Origin of the sequence: Paenibacillus sp. AK121, from assembly GCF_019042715.1 — a bacterium.
GTDB classification, from domain to species: Bacteria; Bacillota; Bacilli; order Paenibacillales; family Paenibacillaceae; genus Paenibacillus; species Paenibacillus polymyxa_C.
In genome coordinates this window covers 1-18548 of record NZ_JAHPJM010000016.1, presented here as the reverse complement: position 1 = coordinate 18548, position 18548 = coordinate 1, and the positions used below count along the sequence as shown (strand labels likewise).

Genomic DNA, 18548 nt, shown 5'->3' with positions numbered 1-18548 from the left:
TTACGAAGCCGCTCCATAGGAGCCCGACTTGAACGTTTTTGGATCGTACCATTTGTAGCCTGCTGCTGGAGCAGACCAAGGCTCGGGTTGCGGTTCTGTGGAAGCCGCAGGCTCCTCAAACGGCAGAAGCTTCGTCGGTTGATCCAGCGTTAAACCTGCCACATCGGATAATTTGGTGTAGTCCTGCTTCCACGCAAGCCATTGGACCGTTTGCACCAGGAAGGTGGCATCGTCCACTTCCTTGAAACCATCATATGTCTTTTTCGACTGTCCGTTTTCTTCACGCGCATATTTCGGTGTAGCATCTTCTACAGGTGATGAATCACCGATAAATGCTGCCTTGCCTTGACCTACCTTGGAGATCGCAGCATAAGGCCCTTCCGCACGGCCTCCGCCGTTATAGACACCCTGGTCTACAGCATTGCCCCATTTATTCGTACCTGTAGGGATATAGGCAATTCCTTTGGCTTTGGTAGGATCAATAATAGCCAGCGTAGATCCCGCATGCATGGCAATCGAGCGTACACCCTTGGTAATGCCAAAGGATTGATCTGCGGCTACAATGTCCGTAGCATTCACGTCACCGAGCGCATTGTAACGGAAACGAACACCAAAGTTGGTTGCCAGCCAATCGGAGCTAGTTAACCCCTGCATCGCCGGTGATGCTGCTTCTTCTGTAGTCATGCCTTTGGCCGGATTAGTATAGGCTCCACGACGGTAGCCATTCATAACCTCAGAGGAATCCCAACGGTTTTTGTTACGGTCCGCATTATAGTGGTCGGAGATGAAGAAAACACTTCCCCCGTTATTCACATATTGCAGCAGGGCAGCCTGCTCGGATGCCTTAAAGGCAACATTCGCTTCACCGATGATGAACACATCATATTGGCGCAGCTTATCATAGGTTATGGCCTGTTCTCCATAAGTAAAAGGAATGGGACGGTTCAGTTGGTCCACTGTAAAACCTACATTACGCAGTCCATTGGCAAAGTCGGAGAAGGCGCCTTCAATGACCCAATCTGCTGCCCCAGCCGTCTGTGCGTGCGTATTATCGAACAGCACCTTTTTACCTTTGCCATCCGGCAGTGTAGTACCGGGTTGACCCGGGTTACCAGGATTAGGCTCGCCAGGTTCACCTGGTTCACCCGGCTCGCTTCCGTTCACCAGTTCAACAGCGCTTGGGCTTTTCACTCCACCAAAATTATTGTAGGCGCCGAGTGTACCCGTCACACGGATTTTGTTGCCAATCAGCTCAGGATGGCCTGTTAGCCCAAATTGCCCTCTGTACGCTGATGTCAGCTGTACATCCAATAGATTAGACGTGCTACGTTCATTGGCCTGGTCGGCAATCAGTACGTTAAAATCATTCGCAAACGGAGAAGAAAAATTAGCCGTTTTCGATCCGGTAGCATGTCCGACGATGTAACCTTCCACCGTCACTGTGCCTCCACTGCCTTGGCGCTGAAGTGCCTCGGCTACTGTCAGTGCTCCCTCCGCTTTGACCTGACCGAATGGAACGAAGATCCCGATCAGCAGCGATACGATCGCTGCCAGATGCAGCACCCCTTTCAAGCGTGAACCTGTGAACCGCAAGCCTTTTACCATACGTCAATATCCCTCCTATAATTCCATAAATGTACTTGTCCTCTATCAGATTAGCTGTCTATCTTCTAATTCCTTCCTGATTTCATCCATAATTATGTAAATTTTAATCTCTTTTATCGGAAACTCGCTTGTTTATGTAAAAAATGAACCCTGCGATTGACACCGAGCACGGCATACATTACGCTAAGAAAGATATGTAGAACGGTATACGCGAATGAAGATGACGGGAGAGTCTGTCCAGGGGCTTACACGCTGGCGGCACCGAAGGAGCAAGACGCCAACACCCGGCTGGCGGATAATCTCTCAGGTCCATGTATCGTCATCTGACGCAACTCTGGAGAGAGCGCAAGCCACCCAAGGGGTAAGGCGGTAAGGACACCGTACGAAACTCTCAGGTAACGAGGACAGAGATAAGGGAAACTTCCTTATCCTGTCCTTTTTTGCGCTCACATTGTACGTCAGCATTAGGAACCGTCATAGCCGCGCAAAAACGCGGAAATACCATATACTATGGTAATAGAACATACAGGGGGCCACACCATGCGTTTCAAAGATGTATTTTCCATTATCGGTCCGGCCATGACCGGACCTTCCAGTTCACACACTGCAGGCGCGGTGCGGCTTGCACGCGTTGCCCGTCACTGGCTCGGGACGCAGCCTGACCGTGCCCGCATGACACTGTACGGCTCCTTCGCCGACACATACAAAGGACACGGTACAGACCTGGCGCTCATCGCAGGACTGCTCAATTACGATACAGACGACCACCGAATTCCAGATGCCGAGCAATGGGCGGAGCAGGCCGGGATGATCGTGGAATTTGCCGTCAGCGGACTACCCGCCCCCCATCCGAACACCGTCCGTTTTGAGCTGTGGAAGGGTGAGGATCAGCGTACACTGCTGGGTTCCTCCATCGGCGGTGGCAGCATCCATGTCCAGCAGCTCAATGAATTCCGAGTTAACCTGACCGGGGAGCTGTCTACGTTGGTGCTTCTTCACTCGGATAAGCCCGGTACATTAGGTGCGGTGACTTCAGCGCTCGGCGCCGCTGACATTAACATTGCCTATATGCACGTGGATCGCAAAGGCCGGGATGGAGAAGCACTTACAGCCATCGAAACGGACAGTCTTCCTACGGCTGAATTAATCGCAAAACTACAATCCTTACCACATATGTACGAAATTAAAATGATTAATTTGAAAAAAGGAGCTGAATCTGATGCGATTTAGCCATCTGCATGAAATCAGCGCTATATGCGCTGAGGAATCCACCACGATTGGCCGCCTGATGATTCAAGAGCAGGTACAAGAGACGAATTCAACGGAAGAAGAAATTTTCCGCCAAATGTCTGATTATTATGAAGTCATGAAAGAGGCTGTTCATCGCGGTCAGACGCAAGACACCGTATCCCGCAGTGGATTAACGGGCGGCGACGGCAAGCGCTTAGCCGAATATCTGCGGACAGGGGAAACCTGCTCCGGCGATGCCTCCGCGCTCGCCATGGCTTATGCGCTCTCCGTGTCGGAGGTTAATGCGTCCATGGGGCGCATTGTCGCCACGCCCACTGCAGGTTCATGCGGAGTCATCCCCGGTGTGTTCATTAGTGCGCAGGAGCGGTTCGGCTGGGATGATGAGCATATGGTGCACGGCTTGTTCGCAGCCGGAGCCATTGGCTACGTCATCGCCAACAATTCCTTCATTTCCGGCGCGGAGGGAGGCTGTCAGGCTGAGATTGGTTCAGCCATCGGGATGGCCGCTGGCGCTATGGTCGAGCTACGCGGTGGCACACCTGAGCAGGCCGTTCACGCCGTAGGCCTAGCGCTCAAGAACACGCTCGGTCTGATATGCGACCCCGTCGCCGGACTCGTCGAGATTCCGTGTATCGTGCGCAACGGGCTGGGAGCCGTGACCGCACTTGCCGCAGCGGATATGGCTTTGGCGGGTGTGCGCAGCGCCATTCCGTCTGACGAAGTCATTGACGTGATGCTTGAAGTCGGCAGCGCAATGCCGTCAAAGCACCGCGAGACCGCCAAAGGCGGCTTGGCCCAGACACCGACCGGCAAGCGTTTGACCGAATCCCTTACTCGCAACACATCGGTCAAAAAGGATAAGCCATAGTTTCTAAGCTTTAAACCAATTGCTTTTCCTCTATAAAACAAGGCGACTATCTCTCCTACACATTATCCTAGGGAAAGAGAATTCGCCCTTATAAAGAAAAGAGCAAGCATGCCGTCCCTAGACGTATGCTTGCTCTTTTTCTTTTCAGTCGGTTACAGATTACTGAACGGTTACCTGTACCTTCGTCATTTTACCAGCATATTTTACTGTAATTACAGCTTTGCCCTTACCCTGTGCTTTAATGTTACCGTCTTTGACGGTCGCAACGATAATTCTGGATGAGGACCAGACAGCCGGCTTGGAAACATCCTTCTCCGACTCATCCTTATACGTGGCTGTAGCCGTAACCTTAGCCAGCTGCCCTGCCTTCAAAGTCAAGGCGACTTCGTCCGTTTGCAGATATTTAAGCGTATCAACATCAACAGGCACGCTGATCACCTTACCACCGAACTTCGCCTGAATGTTAGCTTTACCGTAGCTGACCGCGGTAACCTGACCCTTTTTGACGGTGGCTACCTTATAATTGGACGTTTTCCATTCAGCTTGAGTTGTAACATCCTTTTCTTTACCATCACTGGATTTAACCACAATCGCAATCGTTTTTTGATCCCCGGATTTCAGTGATAACGCAATGGCATCCGCTTCAATCTTTTGCGCTACGTCTACTTCTACCGTAAATGTAATGGTTTGCTTGCCATATGAAGCAGTGATCGTTGCCTTACCGCTAGCATTAGCTTTGATCAAACCTTCGCTAACTTCAACTACTTTTACATTGCTAGTAGTCCAAGTGGCGTCCTTGGTTACGTCTGTTTTTGTACCGCCACTCTTAACGCCTGTTACTTTCAGCTGCTTCGTTTCCTGAGCACCGAGTGCAATTACGCGCGAGTCTGTTTCCAAACGGTCTACAAGGCCCACTTGTACGTTTATCGTCAGTTTTTTGCCGTTATAGGTTGCTGTAATAACCGCTTTACCGGCCGCTTTACCCGTAATCGTTCCCTTGGACACAGAAGCAATATCTTCCGCACTTGAAGTCCATTCTGCTTCCTTTGTAACATCTTCCTTACGCCCGTCCGCATAAGTAGCCGTCAGAGTCGCAGTATAGTCCTCATTAATATCTATCGTTGCCGTTTTAGAGGACAAAGATAGATCACCAGGTACGTTTACGGATACGGTAGCTGTAGCTGTTTTGCCGCCATAAGAAGCTGTGATCGTTGCCTCACCTGTTTTATAACCTGTGACTTCTCCCCCGCTGACAAAAGCGATATCTTCATTACTGGACTTCCACTCTGCTTTACTTGTGATATCTTCTTCCGTCCCTGTTACATAGGTTGCGGTCAGCTTGAGCTTTTTGGATTCCTTAGCATTCAAGCTCAGCTTGTCCTCGCTTAAATCCAGAAATCTAGAGGTTTCAATATCTGTCTTGATCGAAACCGTCTTATCTCCGTACTTAGCGGTCACTGTAGCCGACCCCGCTCCAATGGCCATAATCGTTCCTTTATTCACTGTTGCAATTTTTTCATCGCTTGATGTCCAAGCAGCTTTATCTGTGATATCTGTTACCGTACCATCCGGGTACACAGCAGATACCTGTATTTTTTTTGATTCATCCAAACGGAGAAAAATATTGGTTTCGCTGGCTTTCAGCTTATTCGTCTGATCCACATCCACCGCAATCGTAGCGGACATCGTGCCATATTTACCTGTGATTGTCGCCTTCCCTGTGCTATAGCCGGTAATAGTGCCTTTCAGAACATCTGCCACGGCTGTATTGCTGGAGCTCCACTCGGCAGACTCTGTAACATCCTGAGTCGATCCATCCGGGAACGTGGCTGTCAATTTAACCTTCTCCGTATCTTTTAACAAAAGAGAAACCTCTGATGTACTGGCATCCAGCCGTTTGACCTGCTCTACCTGTACAGCAATCGTTACGGTCTGTTGTCCATATACAGCCTTAATATTAGCTGAACCTGCTCCCTGAGCAGTAACTAATCCGTTGACTACAGTCGCTACCTTCTGATTATCCGAAGTCCAGGTCGCATCACCTGAAACCTGAGCTGTTGTATTATCACTGTAAGTCGCTGTCAGATTGATCTGTCCTGTACCGCTTGAACGCAAGTTCAGGCTTTGTACATTGGATGTCAGCGCCTTAACCTTTTTCGTTACATGTACCTGAACGGATTGTACCTTCTCCTTATAGGTCGCAATCACAGTGGCTTCCCCTTCAGCTTTGGCTGAAACTGTACCATTGTACACCGTAGCAATAGATGTATTATCACTTTTCCAATCTGTGCTTACGGTTACATTCGAGGTTGTCCCATCGCTAAAAACAGCCGTAGCCGTCAATGCAGCTGTATCCCCCTGTTGCAAAGTTACCTCGTTAGACGAAAGGACAATCTTGGAAAGCACTGCTTCTGCTGCAGATGCAAACCCTGCATATGATGTAAAACTTGAAATCAGGATGACCAACGCCAGAAAACCGGACCATCTATTCTTCAAAATCTAATTCCCTCCCATTTCAAAGCTAAAAATTAAGGATTTCGCAAAATCCCTACACCTACGTTTTATGTCGTCATATGGAAAAGAATAGTTTAGACTTTAGAGAAAATTTGGTCCTTATTAACTAGAATCGGTACTTTTACAGACAGCTGTAAGCTGCTGCACGAATTCTTAAATGGTGGTACTCTTCCATATTGGGATCAAGCTGATGCATATAAACGACGGAGAACTGTTCGCTCGGATCTATAGAAACCCAGGTGCCTGCCATTCCCGTCCAGCCAAATTCTCCAATCGAGCTGTTTGCATGCCCAGCCGCTTTATCCATTAACGTGCGTACACCCAGTCCATAGCCATAACCTGTATGGTATGAATTGGTGAAATCCGATAGTTGAGCTGTATTCAGATGATTTGTACGCATTAAATCAATGGTTTTTCTCCCCAATAAGTTCACACCGTTTACCGTGCCGCCATTTGACATCATTTGTGAAAATGTGAGGTAATCTTTGACTGTCGAATATAAACCTGCGCCTCCACCTTCATATATAGCATCTGGCTGATGATATTCATCCAGGAAACCCTCAATTTTTTCAAGTTTTCCGGCGGCTGTCCGTTGATACATGGAAGCCATCCGCGATTCAATATTTCCACGATAACGGTAACCTGTATTGTTCATTCCAAGCGGATCAAAGATTTCATCCTTCAAAAATCGCCCTAATGATTTACCTGAAATGACTTCAATAAGACCAGCAACAAGATCATGGCCATATCCGTATAACCATCGTGTTCCTGGTTCAAATGCAAGCGGAACTTTAGAAAGCGCTTTAATTTCTGTGCGCAGGTCATATTTCCCCTGCTTCTCCTTTAATGCTGTAATGACCTTATGCATAGCTCTTCCTGTTTCTGAAAACTCAGAAGCATACGGAATTCCTGCACTCATATTGAATATATGCTTAATCAAAATAGGGTTATCCGTCTTATCAATGTAGGTGTGTCCGTTAGGAGCAGTTTTGAATACATACGAATTACGATACTCAGGTAAATATTCATACAAAGGCTCATTCAATAAAAATTTTCCGCGTTCGTATAGCATAAGTGCAGCCGCACATACAACGACCTTTGTCATAGAAAACAAGCGATACACGGTATCTTCAGTAATCGGTTTCCGAGTTTCCACATCAGCATATCCATGATACCCTTCATACAACACTTGACCATTTTGTGCAATGGCACAACCACACCCTGCCGGCCCATTTGCTAAGAATCGTTGCAATAGCTGATCTACCTTGTCAAAACGAGACATTTTCATCCCTCCTATTTTCCTGCAAAAGAAACAAGCTTCCCCTCACGCTCTAATTCCTGTTCGAACAAGCTCAACCTGACTCCTTGTAAGCGCTTATTCCCTTGCATCTATTTTAACGGTAAACTTGGTAATTACAAAGATGATTTGTCATAATCAGATAGCTTTATACCAACAACTCTGCCACCGTCTCTTTCCAGCGATTGATCACCGATTCCGGCTCCTTGAGGCGAATTGTGACACCTGTCAAGATATCCGCATATTGAGCCGAATCTTCTCTGGCTGCAAAAACATGGGCCGCAAATCGCTCACGTACATGCTTGGCTCCGGGTAAAGCAGGCAGATGTTTCAGCGACAACCGCACATAATGCGCCTTTCTCCCGGTGAACACCGCAAGCGTTGCCTTCCCAGTACGGATCATGTTGCCTGTCGTGGTCGTACCCGGCCATAGGGCCAGACGCAAATTCCCCTCGTCCAGCGCTACAACCTCGCCCACACTAATCATCGCTATGTGCGGCCACTGATCTTCTGTAACCGTCAACAGCATCATTGCTTCTTGTTGCTTGTGCTCCAACTCCTTGCCGTTCAGCAGCGTGAACAGCTCCTTACCGATCCTTGGCGTCTGCATGAAGTATAATCCCCTTTACATTTGGCCTATAACTTCAAAATACCATAATTTACGGCTACTTACGAACGACCCTATATCCGCTCTGGAATAGGAGGAACATGAGCAGCATCCGGAATATCTTGGGGGTTTACCTTGAACGCCGATTTATACTTTGCTGGATCAGTAATGCTATCCGGTTCTGAGGTTCGCCATGTGAACAGGCATACAGGGCACAACAAAACCTCCCAGGCACCTTTAACCGGCGAATGGGAAACGACTTCTGAACGATTGGACTCACAACGGGGACAAATATGCATCTGTCAGCACTCCTTTAATCTTTCTTTGTTTTTAAAAATATTTAGCGAAGCATTTGGCTCAACTTTTTCTCCCATTCCGCTACACCCAGCGGGGAATCGAGCGGCTGCGAGTAATGGCCTCTAATATCCGGTGCTACAGGTGTCGTCGCATCCAGTATCATTTTGTGCGTCATACCTGCCGGATCAGAGCCGGGGTCAAGCGGTAAAATAGACAAGCCAGGAACAATGACAGCATCATGCTTTGGATGAAGCTTGGTGGATAAAGCCCACATGACTTGCGGCAGATTGAACGGATCGACCTTCTCATCCACCACAATCACCAGCTTGCAATACCCCAATCCATGCGGAGTCGTTAACGCACGCATTCCCACAGCCTTCGCAAAGCCGCCATACCGGGTTTTCGTGGAAATAATAGCGACCAGCCCATGCGTATACATGGCATTAACAGCTACGATTTCATTAGGAAAAGCATCCTTAAGCTGCTGAAACAACGGTACACTTGTATTCACACCGATCATATAATCCGTTTCCGTCCAAGGCATCCCGATGTACAGATGCTCAAAAATAGGCTGTTTGCGGTGATATACACGATTAATCTGAATGACTGGCATCGCGCGACCGCCGGAATAGTGACCTGTGAATTCACCGAATGGACCTTCATACTCACGTTCACCTGCTAACACTTCGCCTTCCAAAATGACCTCGGCTCCCCAAGGCAGATCCAGGTCTGCATCCTTCGCTTTGACCACACGATAAGGCTCACCCTGAATGGCGCCCGCCATCTCATATTCGGATTGATCGTACAGCAGCGGCGTAGAAGCAGCCGTTGTAATCACAGGCTCACATCCGAGGGCAATAGCCACCTTCAGATTTTCGCCACGCTCCTCAGCCTGACGGATATGGATCGCAATATCATGCTGTGGTACAGGCTGGATGCCCAAACGGTTCTTGCCTTTCACCTGCATCCGGTATAAGCCGACATTTTGCTTACCGTAGGTGTCCGGGTCATCCAGATCGCGTGAAATTAGAATTGCTTTATCCAAATAAAACCCTCCGTCCCCCTGATTCAAACGAAACAACGGCAAAATATCAAACAAATTAATATTCTCCGTAATCTCGACTTCATGAAAAGGAGCGGCGTCTTCCCGCTTCACGGGCACCGGAAATTGTTCATAGCGTCTGGCAAATTCAAAAAACTGCTCCTTGAGCGGCGTATTTTTGGGCATTCCCATCATGAGGGCATGATTGGGCCAGGAGCCCATCACATTCATTGCAATACGAGCATCCGTATATCCATAGATGTTGTTGAAAAAGAGAGCAGGCGTCTTATCTCCAAGATTGTTTAATGCTCTGTTAGCTGCTGCGAGGTCCGGCTCCGGCTTTACCTCATCGCTGATCGTGAGTAATTGTCCCTCCTTTTCCAAGGTGTGTAGAAAATCGCGAAAGTCTTTATAAGCCATCATTCATTCTCCTTCGTCTTTCGATTTCTCAATTCTGGTGCAGCCTGGAGTCATTCTGCTTCATCCCATCCCAGCGTTTGGCTGCGGTTGTGACAATACCGAACTGATCCAATGCGCGAAAAACAATATGATCCACTAATTCCTCGATACTTGCAGGATGATTATAAAAGGCAGGCATCGGCGGCAGGATCATCACGCCCATACGTGACAGCTCCAGCATATTTTCCAGATGGATACTGCTTAATGGTGTTTCTCTGGTCATGAGCAGCAGCTTCTTTCGCTCCTTCAGTATCACATCCGCTGATCGGGTAAGCAGGTTGTCCGCCATACCGATACGAATAGAGGCAAGAGTCTTCATACTGCAAGGAGCGACGACCATACCATCTACCCGGAAGGAGCCGCTAGAAATACGTGCGGCCTGATCCTTATACGAGTAGACTGCATCCGCCATTGCCTCCACTTCCTTCACCGTGTAGCCTGTCTCATAGGGAATGTTGGCAATAGCCCACGGGGATAGCACCAGATGGCTTTGGACTCCAGCCTCCCGTAATTGTTGCAATATACGGATACCAAAGATTGACCCTGTCGCTCCCGATATTCCTACAATGATTTTCTTCATATGTCCCCTCCTTCCATCCCATCGTTTTATGTTCACCCATGCATTACTGTCAAAAATTATACGCCCGTTCCCTGCACACGAAAAATATATATAATATATGTAATGCATACTTTAAAAGTATTCAAATCGAAGCGTTGCTTAGAAATGAGGAGGAATCCCCAATGGACTTGAAGCATCTGCATTACTTTTGCGTCATCGTGGAGGAAGGGCAAATCACCAAGGCCGCCAGAACGCTCAACATGGCCCAGCCTCCATTGAGTCAACAACTCAAAAATATGGAGGACGAGCTTGGTGTAAAGCTGATTTACCGTGAAGGAAAGAAGTGGGAAGTTACCGAGGCCGGATATACACTGTATACACGCGCCAAACGATTATTGGCTGAAATGGAGGACACCTGTAGAGAAATTGGGGAGTTTGAAAACAGAGTAACCGGCACACTTGCCATAGGCACGTCATCCGCCTGTATGTCTCTGATTACTGAACAACTCAGTCACTTTCATCAGGTTTATCCAGAGGTATACGTTAAAATAGGACACGGAGACACACATCATCTGGAAGAGCTGCTGCATCAAAATAAAGTCGATCTGGCCCTGCTGCTGCTTCCGGTAGACGACAAATCGTACCATACGATTGAACTGGAGGGCGTTTCTTTTGTTGCGGTTCTTCCGTGTGAATGGGCAGATCGCCATCCCAGTGGGGAAATTACATTACAGGAAGCTGCCAGCTATGACCTCTTGTTGGGACGCCGAACAGAAGGACACGGACTATACGAAACCGTCATCCGCAAATTTCAGGAACACCATCTTATTCCGCGCGTCGTATTGGACTGTCCAGAAATATCGACCATTCTCTCGCTCGTTTCCACAGGCATGGGAATTACCATTATTCCAGACGCTGGCTTGGGACAAGAATACGGGGACAGATTTCGCACACTCTCCATTAAGGAGCCATTCCCCTTCACACAGCCTGCCGTCGTATGGCGCAAGGATCGTTATTTATCCAATGCAGCTCGCAAATTTGTTGAACTGCTACAAGCTGGAGACACGAAAAAGACTGTTCCCGAGTAGATGCTCTACCGCTCTACTCCTGAAACAGTCTGATGCTGTATGAACTTCCTTCATTCGGTCGTTGATACCAACTTATTTGACTCCTTGATGCCGATACTCGGTCGGAGTCATTCCACATTTGCGCCGAAATACCTGTGTAAAATGTCTCATATCTTGATAGCCAATCCGCTCGGAAATATCAGCCAGCCGCAGATGAGGATCATTTAGCAGCCGCTTCGCCTCTTCCATACGCAAGGAAATGACGTAATCCTTATAACCTTGTCCCGTCTTTTGCTTGAATAGCTGGCTGAAATATACTGGATTTAAAAATACGATTGAGGCCACTTTTTCCAGTGACAGCTCCTCTGTAAAGTGAGCCCGAATATACTGCAATGCTACATCAACTGTATGCATGCCCTTGCGGAGACATTCTCCTGTATCCGCTGCTGCGGCTGCAATCTCCTCTGGCGTTCGTCTTAGTCGCGCTACCTCTTCAGGTATGGATGAGAAATTGTGATGAACACCTGAACGTGTAATTTGCAGAGGCACTCTGACATAACGCTTTAAATGGGATTCAAGCAACATCTCTAACCGTGCAGCCTCTGCTTCATCCCTTAGCCTTGCAATCCCCAGCAGACTATGGCGGTCTAGACTGACGACAAAACCACTGCCTCCAGCCTCAATGAGCTCGGACAGTACATTTTCAATCATAAAATGCTCCAAATGTGTCTGCTTGTGATCAGGTTCCATGCGAACCATAAAAAGATGGAATTCTGGATAATTTTCGACGAAAGGCTGTATATCTAGCTTCCCCGTATCCAATCCGAGTGCATAACGTTGGAAAACAGCTTCACGTAAATAAACCATATTGGATTTAAGAAGCCTGCCCTCGTTTGCCTGTTGCGAGGCCACGAGCGCTTCGGCTGCTAACATTTCAATGCATTCCAGTAGCTTCTTTTTGCCGATTGGCTTTAACAGGTAGTCTTTGGCACCCAGCTTTACTGCTCTTTGCGCATATTGGAAGTCGGAATGGGCCGAAATGACAACCCACTGCAGATGAGGATGCTTTCGCTTGGAAATACGCATGAACTCCAGACCATCCATACCGGGCATCAGGATATCAGTCAATACAATATCCACAGGATGCTCCGCCAGAATGCCTGCTGCTTCCTCGGTGGAAGCAGCGAGATGAATGCCGCAGGTTGGTAGAGCTTGGCCAATAGTGCGCCGAATCCCCTGTCGAATCATATTTTCATCGTCAGCTATCAGAATATTCATGTTTCTCCTCCTTCTGTGGCAGAGGCACACTTACAGTGACTGTCGTTCCGGCCCCTGGTGTGCTGGAGATCCGTAGGCCGTACTCTTCTCCGAACATGTGCCGTAGCCGTAAATTTAGGTTTTGCAGGCCGATGCCTCCCGCCTGCCCGCTGCCCGCCTGTTTGCCGGGTTCTGCCAAAGCGACCTGGACCACCTCCCATCGTTCATATTCCATCCCTACACCATTGTCTATGATATGCAGACTCAATACACCGCCATACTCCTCCGCTCTGACGAGCAGTTTGCCACCTGTATTTGCATGAAGAGGCTCCAGCCCGTGTTTCACCGCATTTTCAATCAACGGCTGTAAGGTCATTTTTGGCAAACGGATATCCAGCCATTGTTCCTCAATGTTGACGTCAACAGATACCCTGCCCTCCAGCCGAGCTTGGATAATGGTGAGGTAGTGGCCGACTTGCTCTACTTCTTCTCGAAGACTTACATCGGCTCCCTCTTCCCAGTGACTGCTGTAACGGAACATATGGGATAAGGAGAGAACCACCTCACCGAGCTGATCCTGTCCCTTTTCATCCAGCATCCAATAGATCATATCCAGCGTATTGTACAGAAAATGTGGATTAACCTGCGTCTGTAGAGCGTGCAGCTCCGCATTTTTTTCGCTGACCGATGATATACGCACTAACTCAATCAGTTCTGCAATCTGTCTTACCATATGGTTGAAAGAAGTAGCCAACTGGTTGATTTCTTCATAGGACTCGATGTTTACCGTGTGACGAAAATTGCCTGTCTCTACCCGTTTCATTTCCCGAATAACTCGTTTGAGCGGATGGGAGATGCTCCTAGAGACGATGGACGCAATTAGCGCTGACACCATAATGAGTATAGGTGCCACGATAAATAAGTATCTTTGATTTTGCGCCAGTTCTACGTTCAGATCCTCACTGGGTGTCACACTAATCACCGACCAATCGGCAAACGGAAGTTTGGAAGCGATTACAACTTTCTCATTATTCCGATCTACAATTACATCCTTCTCCGGGACCTGTTCCTGTAGATTTCGCAAATCTGGTGGCGGATCAGAAGAAGTAGCCGATACCATTCGATTTTCATGGCCCAACAGATATACCTGACTATTAGTGCTCAGCCGCAAATTGTGGAGAGCGGACAATACTGAACGTGGTTCAGCCTCAAACAGAACAATACCAATCGGCTTGTGTTCATCCAGATCATAGAGCTGCCGTCCGAATGCAAACACAGGTCTGGTTTCCACTTGGTCGATGACAGAGTGAGGATAAACACCCAGCCATGCAATTTTGCCCGCCGATCTTCGAATTTCCCTGTACCATTCCGTATGCTCGTAATGAGTATCAATGACATTCATATAATTTCCATAATTGTATACCTTGCCTGTGTCTGTGATGACATGAATGCCGATTAGATCCTCCCGCGAATAGTAGATGGCTCCAAGGATATTCGTAATCGTACGTTCATTGATGTAATTGACAGCAGGTAAATCACTATGATCTGTCGTCAACAGACGAACCAAATCCATATTGTTGCTGATCGACTTGGAAAGACTGTTATAGCTGTCGAGCAGCAATTCGAACAGTCCTGCTGTCTGAGATACATTTTTACGTGCAAGTTCGCTGATCTTATCATGGAACTGCACTGTAGTACGGCTGTAAAATAATAGACTGACCGCCAGCACAATGCTGGACATGCTCAATAGGAACAGAACAAACAAGCGGTATTGAATGGATTGAAAACGGCGCATCATGCCTCCGTGCGCTCCTTTCGCATCGGCCGCCTATCCTTTAACCGCTCCTGCAACCATGCCCTTGGTGATTTTTTCGGACAGGGCAAAATAAATAATAATGACCGGTAAGGCTCCCATAACTAGAAAAGCACCAATATTGCCGTAGTTCACAGAATACTGGCTGACAAACGTATAAACGCCGAAAGGAAGAGTTTTTAGCTTTTCGGACGAGATAAAGGTGGCAGCCATAATGTATTCATTCCAGATATTAATGAAAGTTAAAATACACACTGTCATGATAGGCGGAATCGAGATGGGTAAGATTACACTGCGGAAGATACGATAAATGCTCGCTCCGTCAATGTAGGCGGATTCTTCAATTTCGTGGGGAATGGACCGCATAAAGCCGGATAGGATGAAGACCGCAATCGGTGTCTGAAAAGCAATGTAGGGTAAAATCAGCGAGAAATACGTATTCAGAATATGGACGTTTTTAAACATCACCATCAACGGTAGCAGTGTAGCTTGCATGGGGATCATCATCCCGACCAAAAACAACGTCAGTACAACAGCCCCGAAACGCCAGCGGAAACGTGTAATTGCATAAGCAGTCATCGAGCTAAATACAATGACGAACATCATCGTAACCCCAGTCACCAGCACACTGTTTCCTAAATAACGCAAGTAGCTCCCCGATTCATAGGCTTCCTGATAGTTGTGCCACTGGGGCACTTGAGGGAGTGCAAAGAAGCTTGAACTTAATATCTCTTCATTCGTCTTCAACGAATAGGTCAACAACCAAAAGAGTGGATACAGCTGCGTGACCACTAAGACAGCCAACAGGGAGAAGACTCCCGTTTTTTTCAAGGCGTTCAACAGTCCCATCTCCTTTAGCTTACCTTATTTTCGATCCGTTTGAAAACAAAATTTATCACAATTGTAAATGACAAGCAGATTACTACGAGAAACGAAGCCAATGCACTGCCATACCCGTATTTCATAGATAAAAAGGACATATTGTACATATACGTGGATACTGTATCCGTCGCATGGGCCGGTCCTCCACCCGTCATCACCCAGATCAAATCAAACGATTGCAAGGACCCGATAAAGGCTAATACAATAGATATTTTGAAAATAGGCACAATGAGTGGCAACGTAATGTAACGGTCTGCTTTGAATCCTTCTGCCCCATCAATTTTAGCTGCTTCATACAGCTCATTGGGTATATTTTGTACACCGGTAAACTGGATAAGCAAATGGTAGCCAAAATATTGCCACAACGATACAAAATATAGAGCATACATCGCTATCTGTGGTTCCGTCAGCCAAGAGCGTGTCCAGCTTTCCAGCCCGACCGCCATCAAAATACCGTTCAGCATCCCACCCATCGAGGCCGGATTATAGATCGTTTTCCACAACTGCCCGATAATGACCACCGATAGAATGACCGGCAGAAAATACATCGTTACCAATGTATTTGCCTTACGCACATAACGATTGAGTAAAATCGCCAGCAGCAGACAGAGTGGAATTTCCAGCATGGAAAATACAGCGAACATCATCGTCCGCTTCACGGACGGCCAGAACACTGGATCGGCTGTAAAAATTCGTTTGAAATTAGCTAGCCCCACAAACTTCGCCTCTGCAATTCCGTTCCAATCTAGCAACCCGCAATACACAGATACCAGAATCGGAACAAATACCATACAGGTATACAGCAACAGGCAGGGCAGCACGAAAACGGCAATCGTGCGTGCCGGCACCTTCAGTACATTCATGCTCTAATCTCCTTTGTGTTGATTCGGAGTATCTTCTGGGGATGCATAACCATATGTGATTCCGAATCAGGGAAGGGTACTTTCGCTCCCTCCCCTAGAGTCCGCTACTTCAGGATTTTTGCAAAATCCTCACTTATTTATTGGCTTCAAAAGTGTTCTGGTGTTCCTTCGCAACTTGCGCAGAGTCTTCTTGTTGCACAAACAGGTTTTGAATGCTACTTAGATGCGCCTGCGCAATAGCCGGATTCATCGTATTATCAAAAGCGAGGTCTCCTCCTTTTACATTTTTGAACAGCTCATTGAGACTAATGGCTAGTTCGGAATAACCAGCTTCCTTCAGATCGCCTTTCATTTTCTGACCACTGCCAATTGCATTTTTCAGATCAAACTGAATCTTGGGCATCTCTGTAATAAAATAGTGCAGAAAGTCCTTCGTCTCCTGTAAATGTTCACTATTCGCAGATACCGCAAACGCGCTACCTGGCGCGATGACATACTCATTTACATTCCCTTTGCCATTCACCGTAGGGAACTGAAACGCTCCGACCTTACCCGCTACCGGGGAAGCATCAATAGAACCTGTCTCCCAAGTGCCCATGATATACATCGCAGCTTTTCCTGTTTTAAAAATATTACCACCTGCATTATAGTCAATAGATGTGGCTCCATCCGGGAAAGCCCCAGCCTGCACCAATTCCTGGAACGCATCCACAGCTTCCACAAAAGCCGGGTCGTTAAACGTCTTTTTGCCATCCAGCACATCATTAAGGAAGTTTGGTCCTTCATTCGTACGCAACAGAATATTCATAAAAAGGAGGGAACCGGTCCATGAATCCTTTTCCCCAATAGCAATTGGAGTAATTCCCTTCGCTTTTAGTGTCTTGACCGTCGTAATCAGCTCATCAAAGGTAGTCGGCAACTTTTGAATTCCCGCCTGCTCGAACAGCTCTTTGTTGTAAAAGACCACTTCTATATTGTTACCATCCGGAAAAGCATACAACTTATCATCGAAGCTATAGTAATTAAGAAGGCCATCCTGAAACGTATCTTTTAACCCCTCTTTATCAGCTACATCATTTAATGGTGCCAATAGCCCGGCATCTACGAATGGCTTCATCTGTGCAGCCGGATTTACAATCGTAATATCCGGCACTTCCTTCGCTGCTGCTTGTGTTTTTAGCTTGAGCTTTTGCTGATCTGTATTTAACGAATCCAATTCAATTTTGACATGAGGATGATCCTGCTCGTATTGACTTACAATCTGCTTAATCATTTTGTACGAAGGGGTGCTCGGATCAGGATTGATGTTTTGAAAAGTAATCGTCACATCCTTCGTTACATTGCCTCCACCCTTTTCCCCTGAATTTCCCGGACCTGCACTCTGCCCGTTATTACAAGCTGCCAGCGTCAATGCCAAGGCGCCCGCCGCCACAACAGCAAACGCTTTCATCTTTATTCTGCTCATGTTCCTATTCCTCCTCTGGTTGAAGCATTGCGCAATTTATCCTCCTAGTCGGTGGACACTCAATGCCCGCTTGTTCTTTTCATTATGTTCCATAGAAAAGACGTGAACAATGCGTGAACTTAAGGAGAAGGGTTTGTTTTTTTAAGCCCTCATTTGCGTGCTTCAAAATTCATTCATATCATAACTTGCAATTTATCTAGAAGACAGGCATAATATGAATAAGATCGTAGTTTGATAATGATTATCATTATTAAAAGATAATACACATAGACTTTAAAGGAGGCAGGACCGCAGTGAAAGAATCTTTTAGTAAAACCTCCCTGCATATCGATGATTATTTGGATCTTCTCAATCTTGCCGTACAAGTCGGAGATACAAAGTGGCAAAAGGAAATTACCCGTAAACTTCAAGCCTTAAGTGCCCTCCAGGCAGAACAGGTTGAAATAGATTAACATCGCACAGTGCTGGATGTCAGTTGAAGCAGCACGTCAGGCAGCACTATACAAGGAACAACCAGGATATTGTAGTGCTTTTAACCAAAGGCATGCCATGAGCCTTTCATATGAATGATAAATGAATCGGATATACAAAAAGAACACAGCCATTAAGGCTGTGCTCTTTTTTGTGCTTGGCAACGTCCTACTCTCCCAGGACCCTGCGGTCCAAGTACCATCGGCGCTGGAGGGCTTAACGGTCGTGTTC

Annotated in this window: 16 protein-coding genes, 1 rRNA gene and 1 riboswitch; of the genes, 4 read left to right on the top strand and 13 right to left on the bottom strand. The window is 47.2% G+C overall.

The annotated features are described in order from the left end of the window. Positions 1 to 1605, bottom strand: a complete 1605-nt coding sequence (locus tag KSP24_RS22115; RefSeq protein WP_013369042.1) for a DUF6359 domain-containing protein — start codon at positions 1603 to 1605, stop codon at positions 1 to 3. 214 nt (positions 1606 to 1819) lie between these two features. Further along, a riboswitch (glycine riboswitch) is annotated at positions 1820 to 1934 on the top strand. A gap of 211 nt (positions 1935 to 2145) precedes the next feature. Here KSP24_RS22115 and sdaAB point away from each other — a divergent pair. Further along, positions 2146 to 2835: an L-serine ammonia-lyase, iron-sulfur-dependent subunit beta gene (sdaAB, locus tag KSP24_RS22110; RefSeq protein ID WP_137077677.1), complete on the top strand. Its 690-nt coding sequence runs from the start codon at positions 2146 to 2148 to the stop codon at positions 2833 to 2835. Beyond that, the gene (gene sdaAA, locus KSP24_RS22105) at positions 2825 to 3724 is read left to right on the top strand and encodes an L-serine ammonia-lyase, iron-sulfur-dependent, subunit alpha (protein WP_090737254.1); all 900 of its coding nucleotides are present in this window, start codon (positions 2825 to 2827) and stop codon (positions 3722 to 3724) included. The genes sdaAB and sdaAA overlap by 11 nt, the downstream gene beginning before the upstream one ends. A 159-nt stretch (positions 3725 to 3883) precedes the next feature. Here sdaAA and KSP24_RS22100 read toward each other — a convergent pair whose 3' ends face one another. From KSP24_RS22100 to KSP24_RS22075, 6 genes are all read right to left on the bottom strand, one after another. Then, the gene (locus tag KSP24_RS22100; RefSeq protein WP_216976745.1) at positions 3884 to 6220 is read right to left on the bottom strand and encodes an Ig-like domain-containing protein; all 2337 of its coding nucleotides are present in this window, start codon (positions 6218 to 6220) and stop codon (positions 3884 to 3886) included. Between the two features lie 139 nt (positions 6221 to 6359). Then, positions 6360 to 7520 carry a serine hydrolase domain-containing protein gene (locus KSP24_RS22095; protein WP_216976743.1) on the bottom strand — a complete coding sequence of 387 codons (1161 nt, stop codon included), beginning with the start codon at positions 7518 to 7520 and terminating at the stop codon, positions 6360 to 6362. Positions 7521 to 7683: 163 nt separating this feature from the next. Next, positions 7684 to 8145 carry a pyridoxamine 5'-phosphate oxidase family protein gene (locus KSP24_RS22090; protein ID WP_216976741.1) on the bottom strand — a complete coding sequence of 154 codons (462 nt, stop codon included), beginning with the start codon at positions 8143 to 8145 and terminating at the stop codon, positions 7684 to 7686. A 71-nt stretch (positions 8146 to 8216) separates the two neighbouring features. Next, complete coding sequence (locus KSP24_RS22085) at positions 8217 to 8441, bottom strand: non-oxidative hydroxyarylic acid decarboxylases subunit D (protein WP_016818874.1); 225 nt, start codon at positions 8439 to 8441, stop codon at positions 8217 to 8219. Between the two features lie 41 nt (positions 8442 to 8482). After that, on the bottom strand, positions 8483 to 9901 hold the full coding sequence (locus KSP24_RS22080; protein ID WP_090737258.1) for a non-oxidative hydroxyarylic acid decarboxylases subunit C: 1419 nt from the start codon (positions 9899 to 9901) through the stop codon (positions 8483 to 8485). Between the two features lie 28 nt (positions 9902 to 9929). After that, positions 9930 to 10520: a flavin prenyltransferase UbiX gene (locus KSP24_RS22075; protein WP_013369033.1), complete on the bottom strand. Its 591-nt coding sequence runs from the start codon at positions 10518 to 10520 to the stop codon at positions 9930 to 9932. Between the two features lie 161 nt (positions 10521 to 10681). On the opposite strand from KSP24_RS22075, the gene KSP24_RS22070 reads away from it, so the two are divergent. Beyond that, positions 10682 to 11587 carry a LysR family transcriptional regulator gene (locus KSP24_RS22070; RefSeq protein WP_016818877.1) on the top strand — a complete coding sequence of 302 codons (906 nt, stop codon included), beginning with the start codon at positions 10682 to 10684 and terminating at the stop codon, positions 11585 to 11587. A 72-nt stretch (positions 11588 to 11659) separates the two neighbouring features. Here KSP24_RS22070 and KSP24_RS22065 read toward each other — a convergent pair whose 3' ends face one another. From KSP24_RS22065 to KSP24_RS22045, 5 genes are all read right to left on the bottom strand, one after another. Then, positions 11660 to 12844 (bottom strand): response regulator, encoded by a 1185-nt coding sequence (locus KSP24_RS22065; protein ID WP_013369031.1) that lies wholly within the window; start codon positions 12842 to 12844, stop codon positions 11660 to 11662. Further along, positions 12825 to 14621, bottom strand: coding sequence for a sensor histidine kinase (locus tag KSP24_RS22060; RefSeq protein ID WP_216976739.1), 1797 nt, complete (start codon positions 14619 to 14621; stop codon positions 12825 to 12827). The genes KSP24_RS22065 and KSP24_RS22060 overlap by 20 nt, the downstream gene beginning before the upstream one ends. A gap of 30 nt (positions 14622 to 14651) precedes the next feature. Continuing rightward, complete coding sequence (locus KSP24_RS22055; protein ID WP_483311492.1) at positions 14652 to 15485, bottom strand: carbohydrate ABC transporter permease; 834 nt, start codon at positions 15483 to 15485, stop codon at positions 14652 to 14654. Positions 15486 to 15490: 5 nt separating this feature from the next. Beyond that, complete coding sequence (locus KSP24_RS22050) at positions 15491 to 16381, bottom strand: carbohydrate ABC transporter permease (protein ID WP_013369028.1); 891 nt, start codon at positions 16379 to 16381, stop codon at positions 15491 to 15493. 133 nt (positions 16382 to 16514) lie between these two features. After that, on the bottom strand, positions 16515 to 17846 hold the full coding sequence (locus KSP24_RS22045; RefSeq protein ID WP_058711592.1) for an extracellular solute-binding protein: 1332 nt from the start codon (positions 17844 to 17846) through the stop codon (positions 16515 to 16517). 293 nt (positions 17847 to 18139) lie between these two features. On the opposite strand from KSP24_RS22045, the gene KSP24_RS22040 reads away from it, so the two are divergent. Beyond that, positions 18140 to 18298: a hypothetical protein gene (locus KSP24_RS22040; RefSeq protein ID WP_216976735.1), complete on the top strand. Its 159-nt coding sequence runs from the start codon at positions 18140 to 18142 to the stop codon at positions 18296 to 18298. A 174-nt stretch (positions 18299 to 18472) separates the two neighbouring features. On the opposite strand, the gene rrf is transcribed toward KSP24_RS22040, so the two are convergent. Continuing rightward, positions 18473 to 18548, bottom strand: a 5S ribosomal RNA gene (gene rrf, locus KSP24_RS25740); the annotation flags it as partial.

Excerpts from the sequence above, each read along its gene's own strand:
- sdaAA (WP_090737254.1), top strand. The coding sequence starts at position 2,825 with ATGCGATTTAGCCATCTGCATGAAATCAGCGCTATATGCGCTGAGGAA.
- KSP24_RS22090 (WP_216976741.1), bottom strand. The coding sequence starts at position 8,145 with ATGCAGACGCCAAGGATCGGTAAGGAGCTGTTCACGCTGCTGAACGGC.
- KSP24_RS22080 (WP_090737258.1), bottom strand. The coding sequence starts at position 9,901 with ATGGCTTATAAAGACTTTCGCGATTTTCTACACACCTTGGAAAAGGAG.
- KSP24_RS22075 (WP_013369033.1), bottom strand. The coding sequence starts at position 10,520 with ATGAAGAAAATCATTGTAGGAATATCGGGAGCGACAGGGTCAATCTTT.
- KSP24_RS22065 (WP_013369031.1), bottom strand. The coding sequence starts at position 12,844 with ATGAATATTCTGATAGCTGACGATGAAAATATGATTCGACAGGGGATT.
- KSP24_RS22050 (WP_013369028.1), bottom strand. The coding sequence starts at position 16,381 with ATGAATGTACTGAAGGTGCCGGCACGCACGATTGCCGTTTTCGTGCTG.
- KSP24_RS22115 (WP_013369042.1), bottom strand. The coding sequence starts at position 1,605 with ATGGTAAAAGGCTTGCGGTTCACAGGTTCACGCTTGAAAGGGGTGCTG.
- KSP24_RS22070 (WP_016818877.1), top strand. The coding sequence starts at position 10,682 with ATGGACTTGAAGCATCTGCATTACTTTTGCGTCATCGTGGAGGAAGGG.
- KSP24_RS22055 (WP_483311492.1), bottom strand. The coding sequence starts at position 15,485 with ATGGGACTGTTGAACGCCTTGAAAAAAACGGGAGTCTTCTCCCTGTTG.
- KSP24_RS22085 (WP_016818874.1), bottom strand. The coding sequence starts at position 8,441 with ATGCATATTTGTCCCCGTTGTGAGTCCAATCGTTCAGAAGTCGTTTCC.
- KSP24_RS22060 (WP_216976739.1), bottom strand. The coding sequence starts at position 14,621 with ATGATGCGCCGTTTTCAATCCATTCAATACCGCTTGTTTGTTCTGTTC.
- KSP24_RS22095 (WP_216976743.1), bottom strand. The coding sequence starts at position 7,520 with ATGTCTCGTTTTGACAAGGTAGATCAGCTATTGCAACGATTCTTAGCA.
- sdaAB (WP_137077677.1), top strand. The coding sequence starts at position 2,146 with ATGCGTTTCAAAGATGTATTTTCCATTATCGGTCCGGCCATGACCGGA.
- KSP24_RS22045 (WP_058711592.1), bottom strand. The coding sequence starts at position 17,846 with ATGAGCAGAATAAAGATGAAAGCGTTTGCTGTTGTGGCGGCGGGCGCC.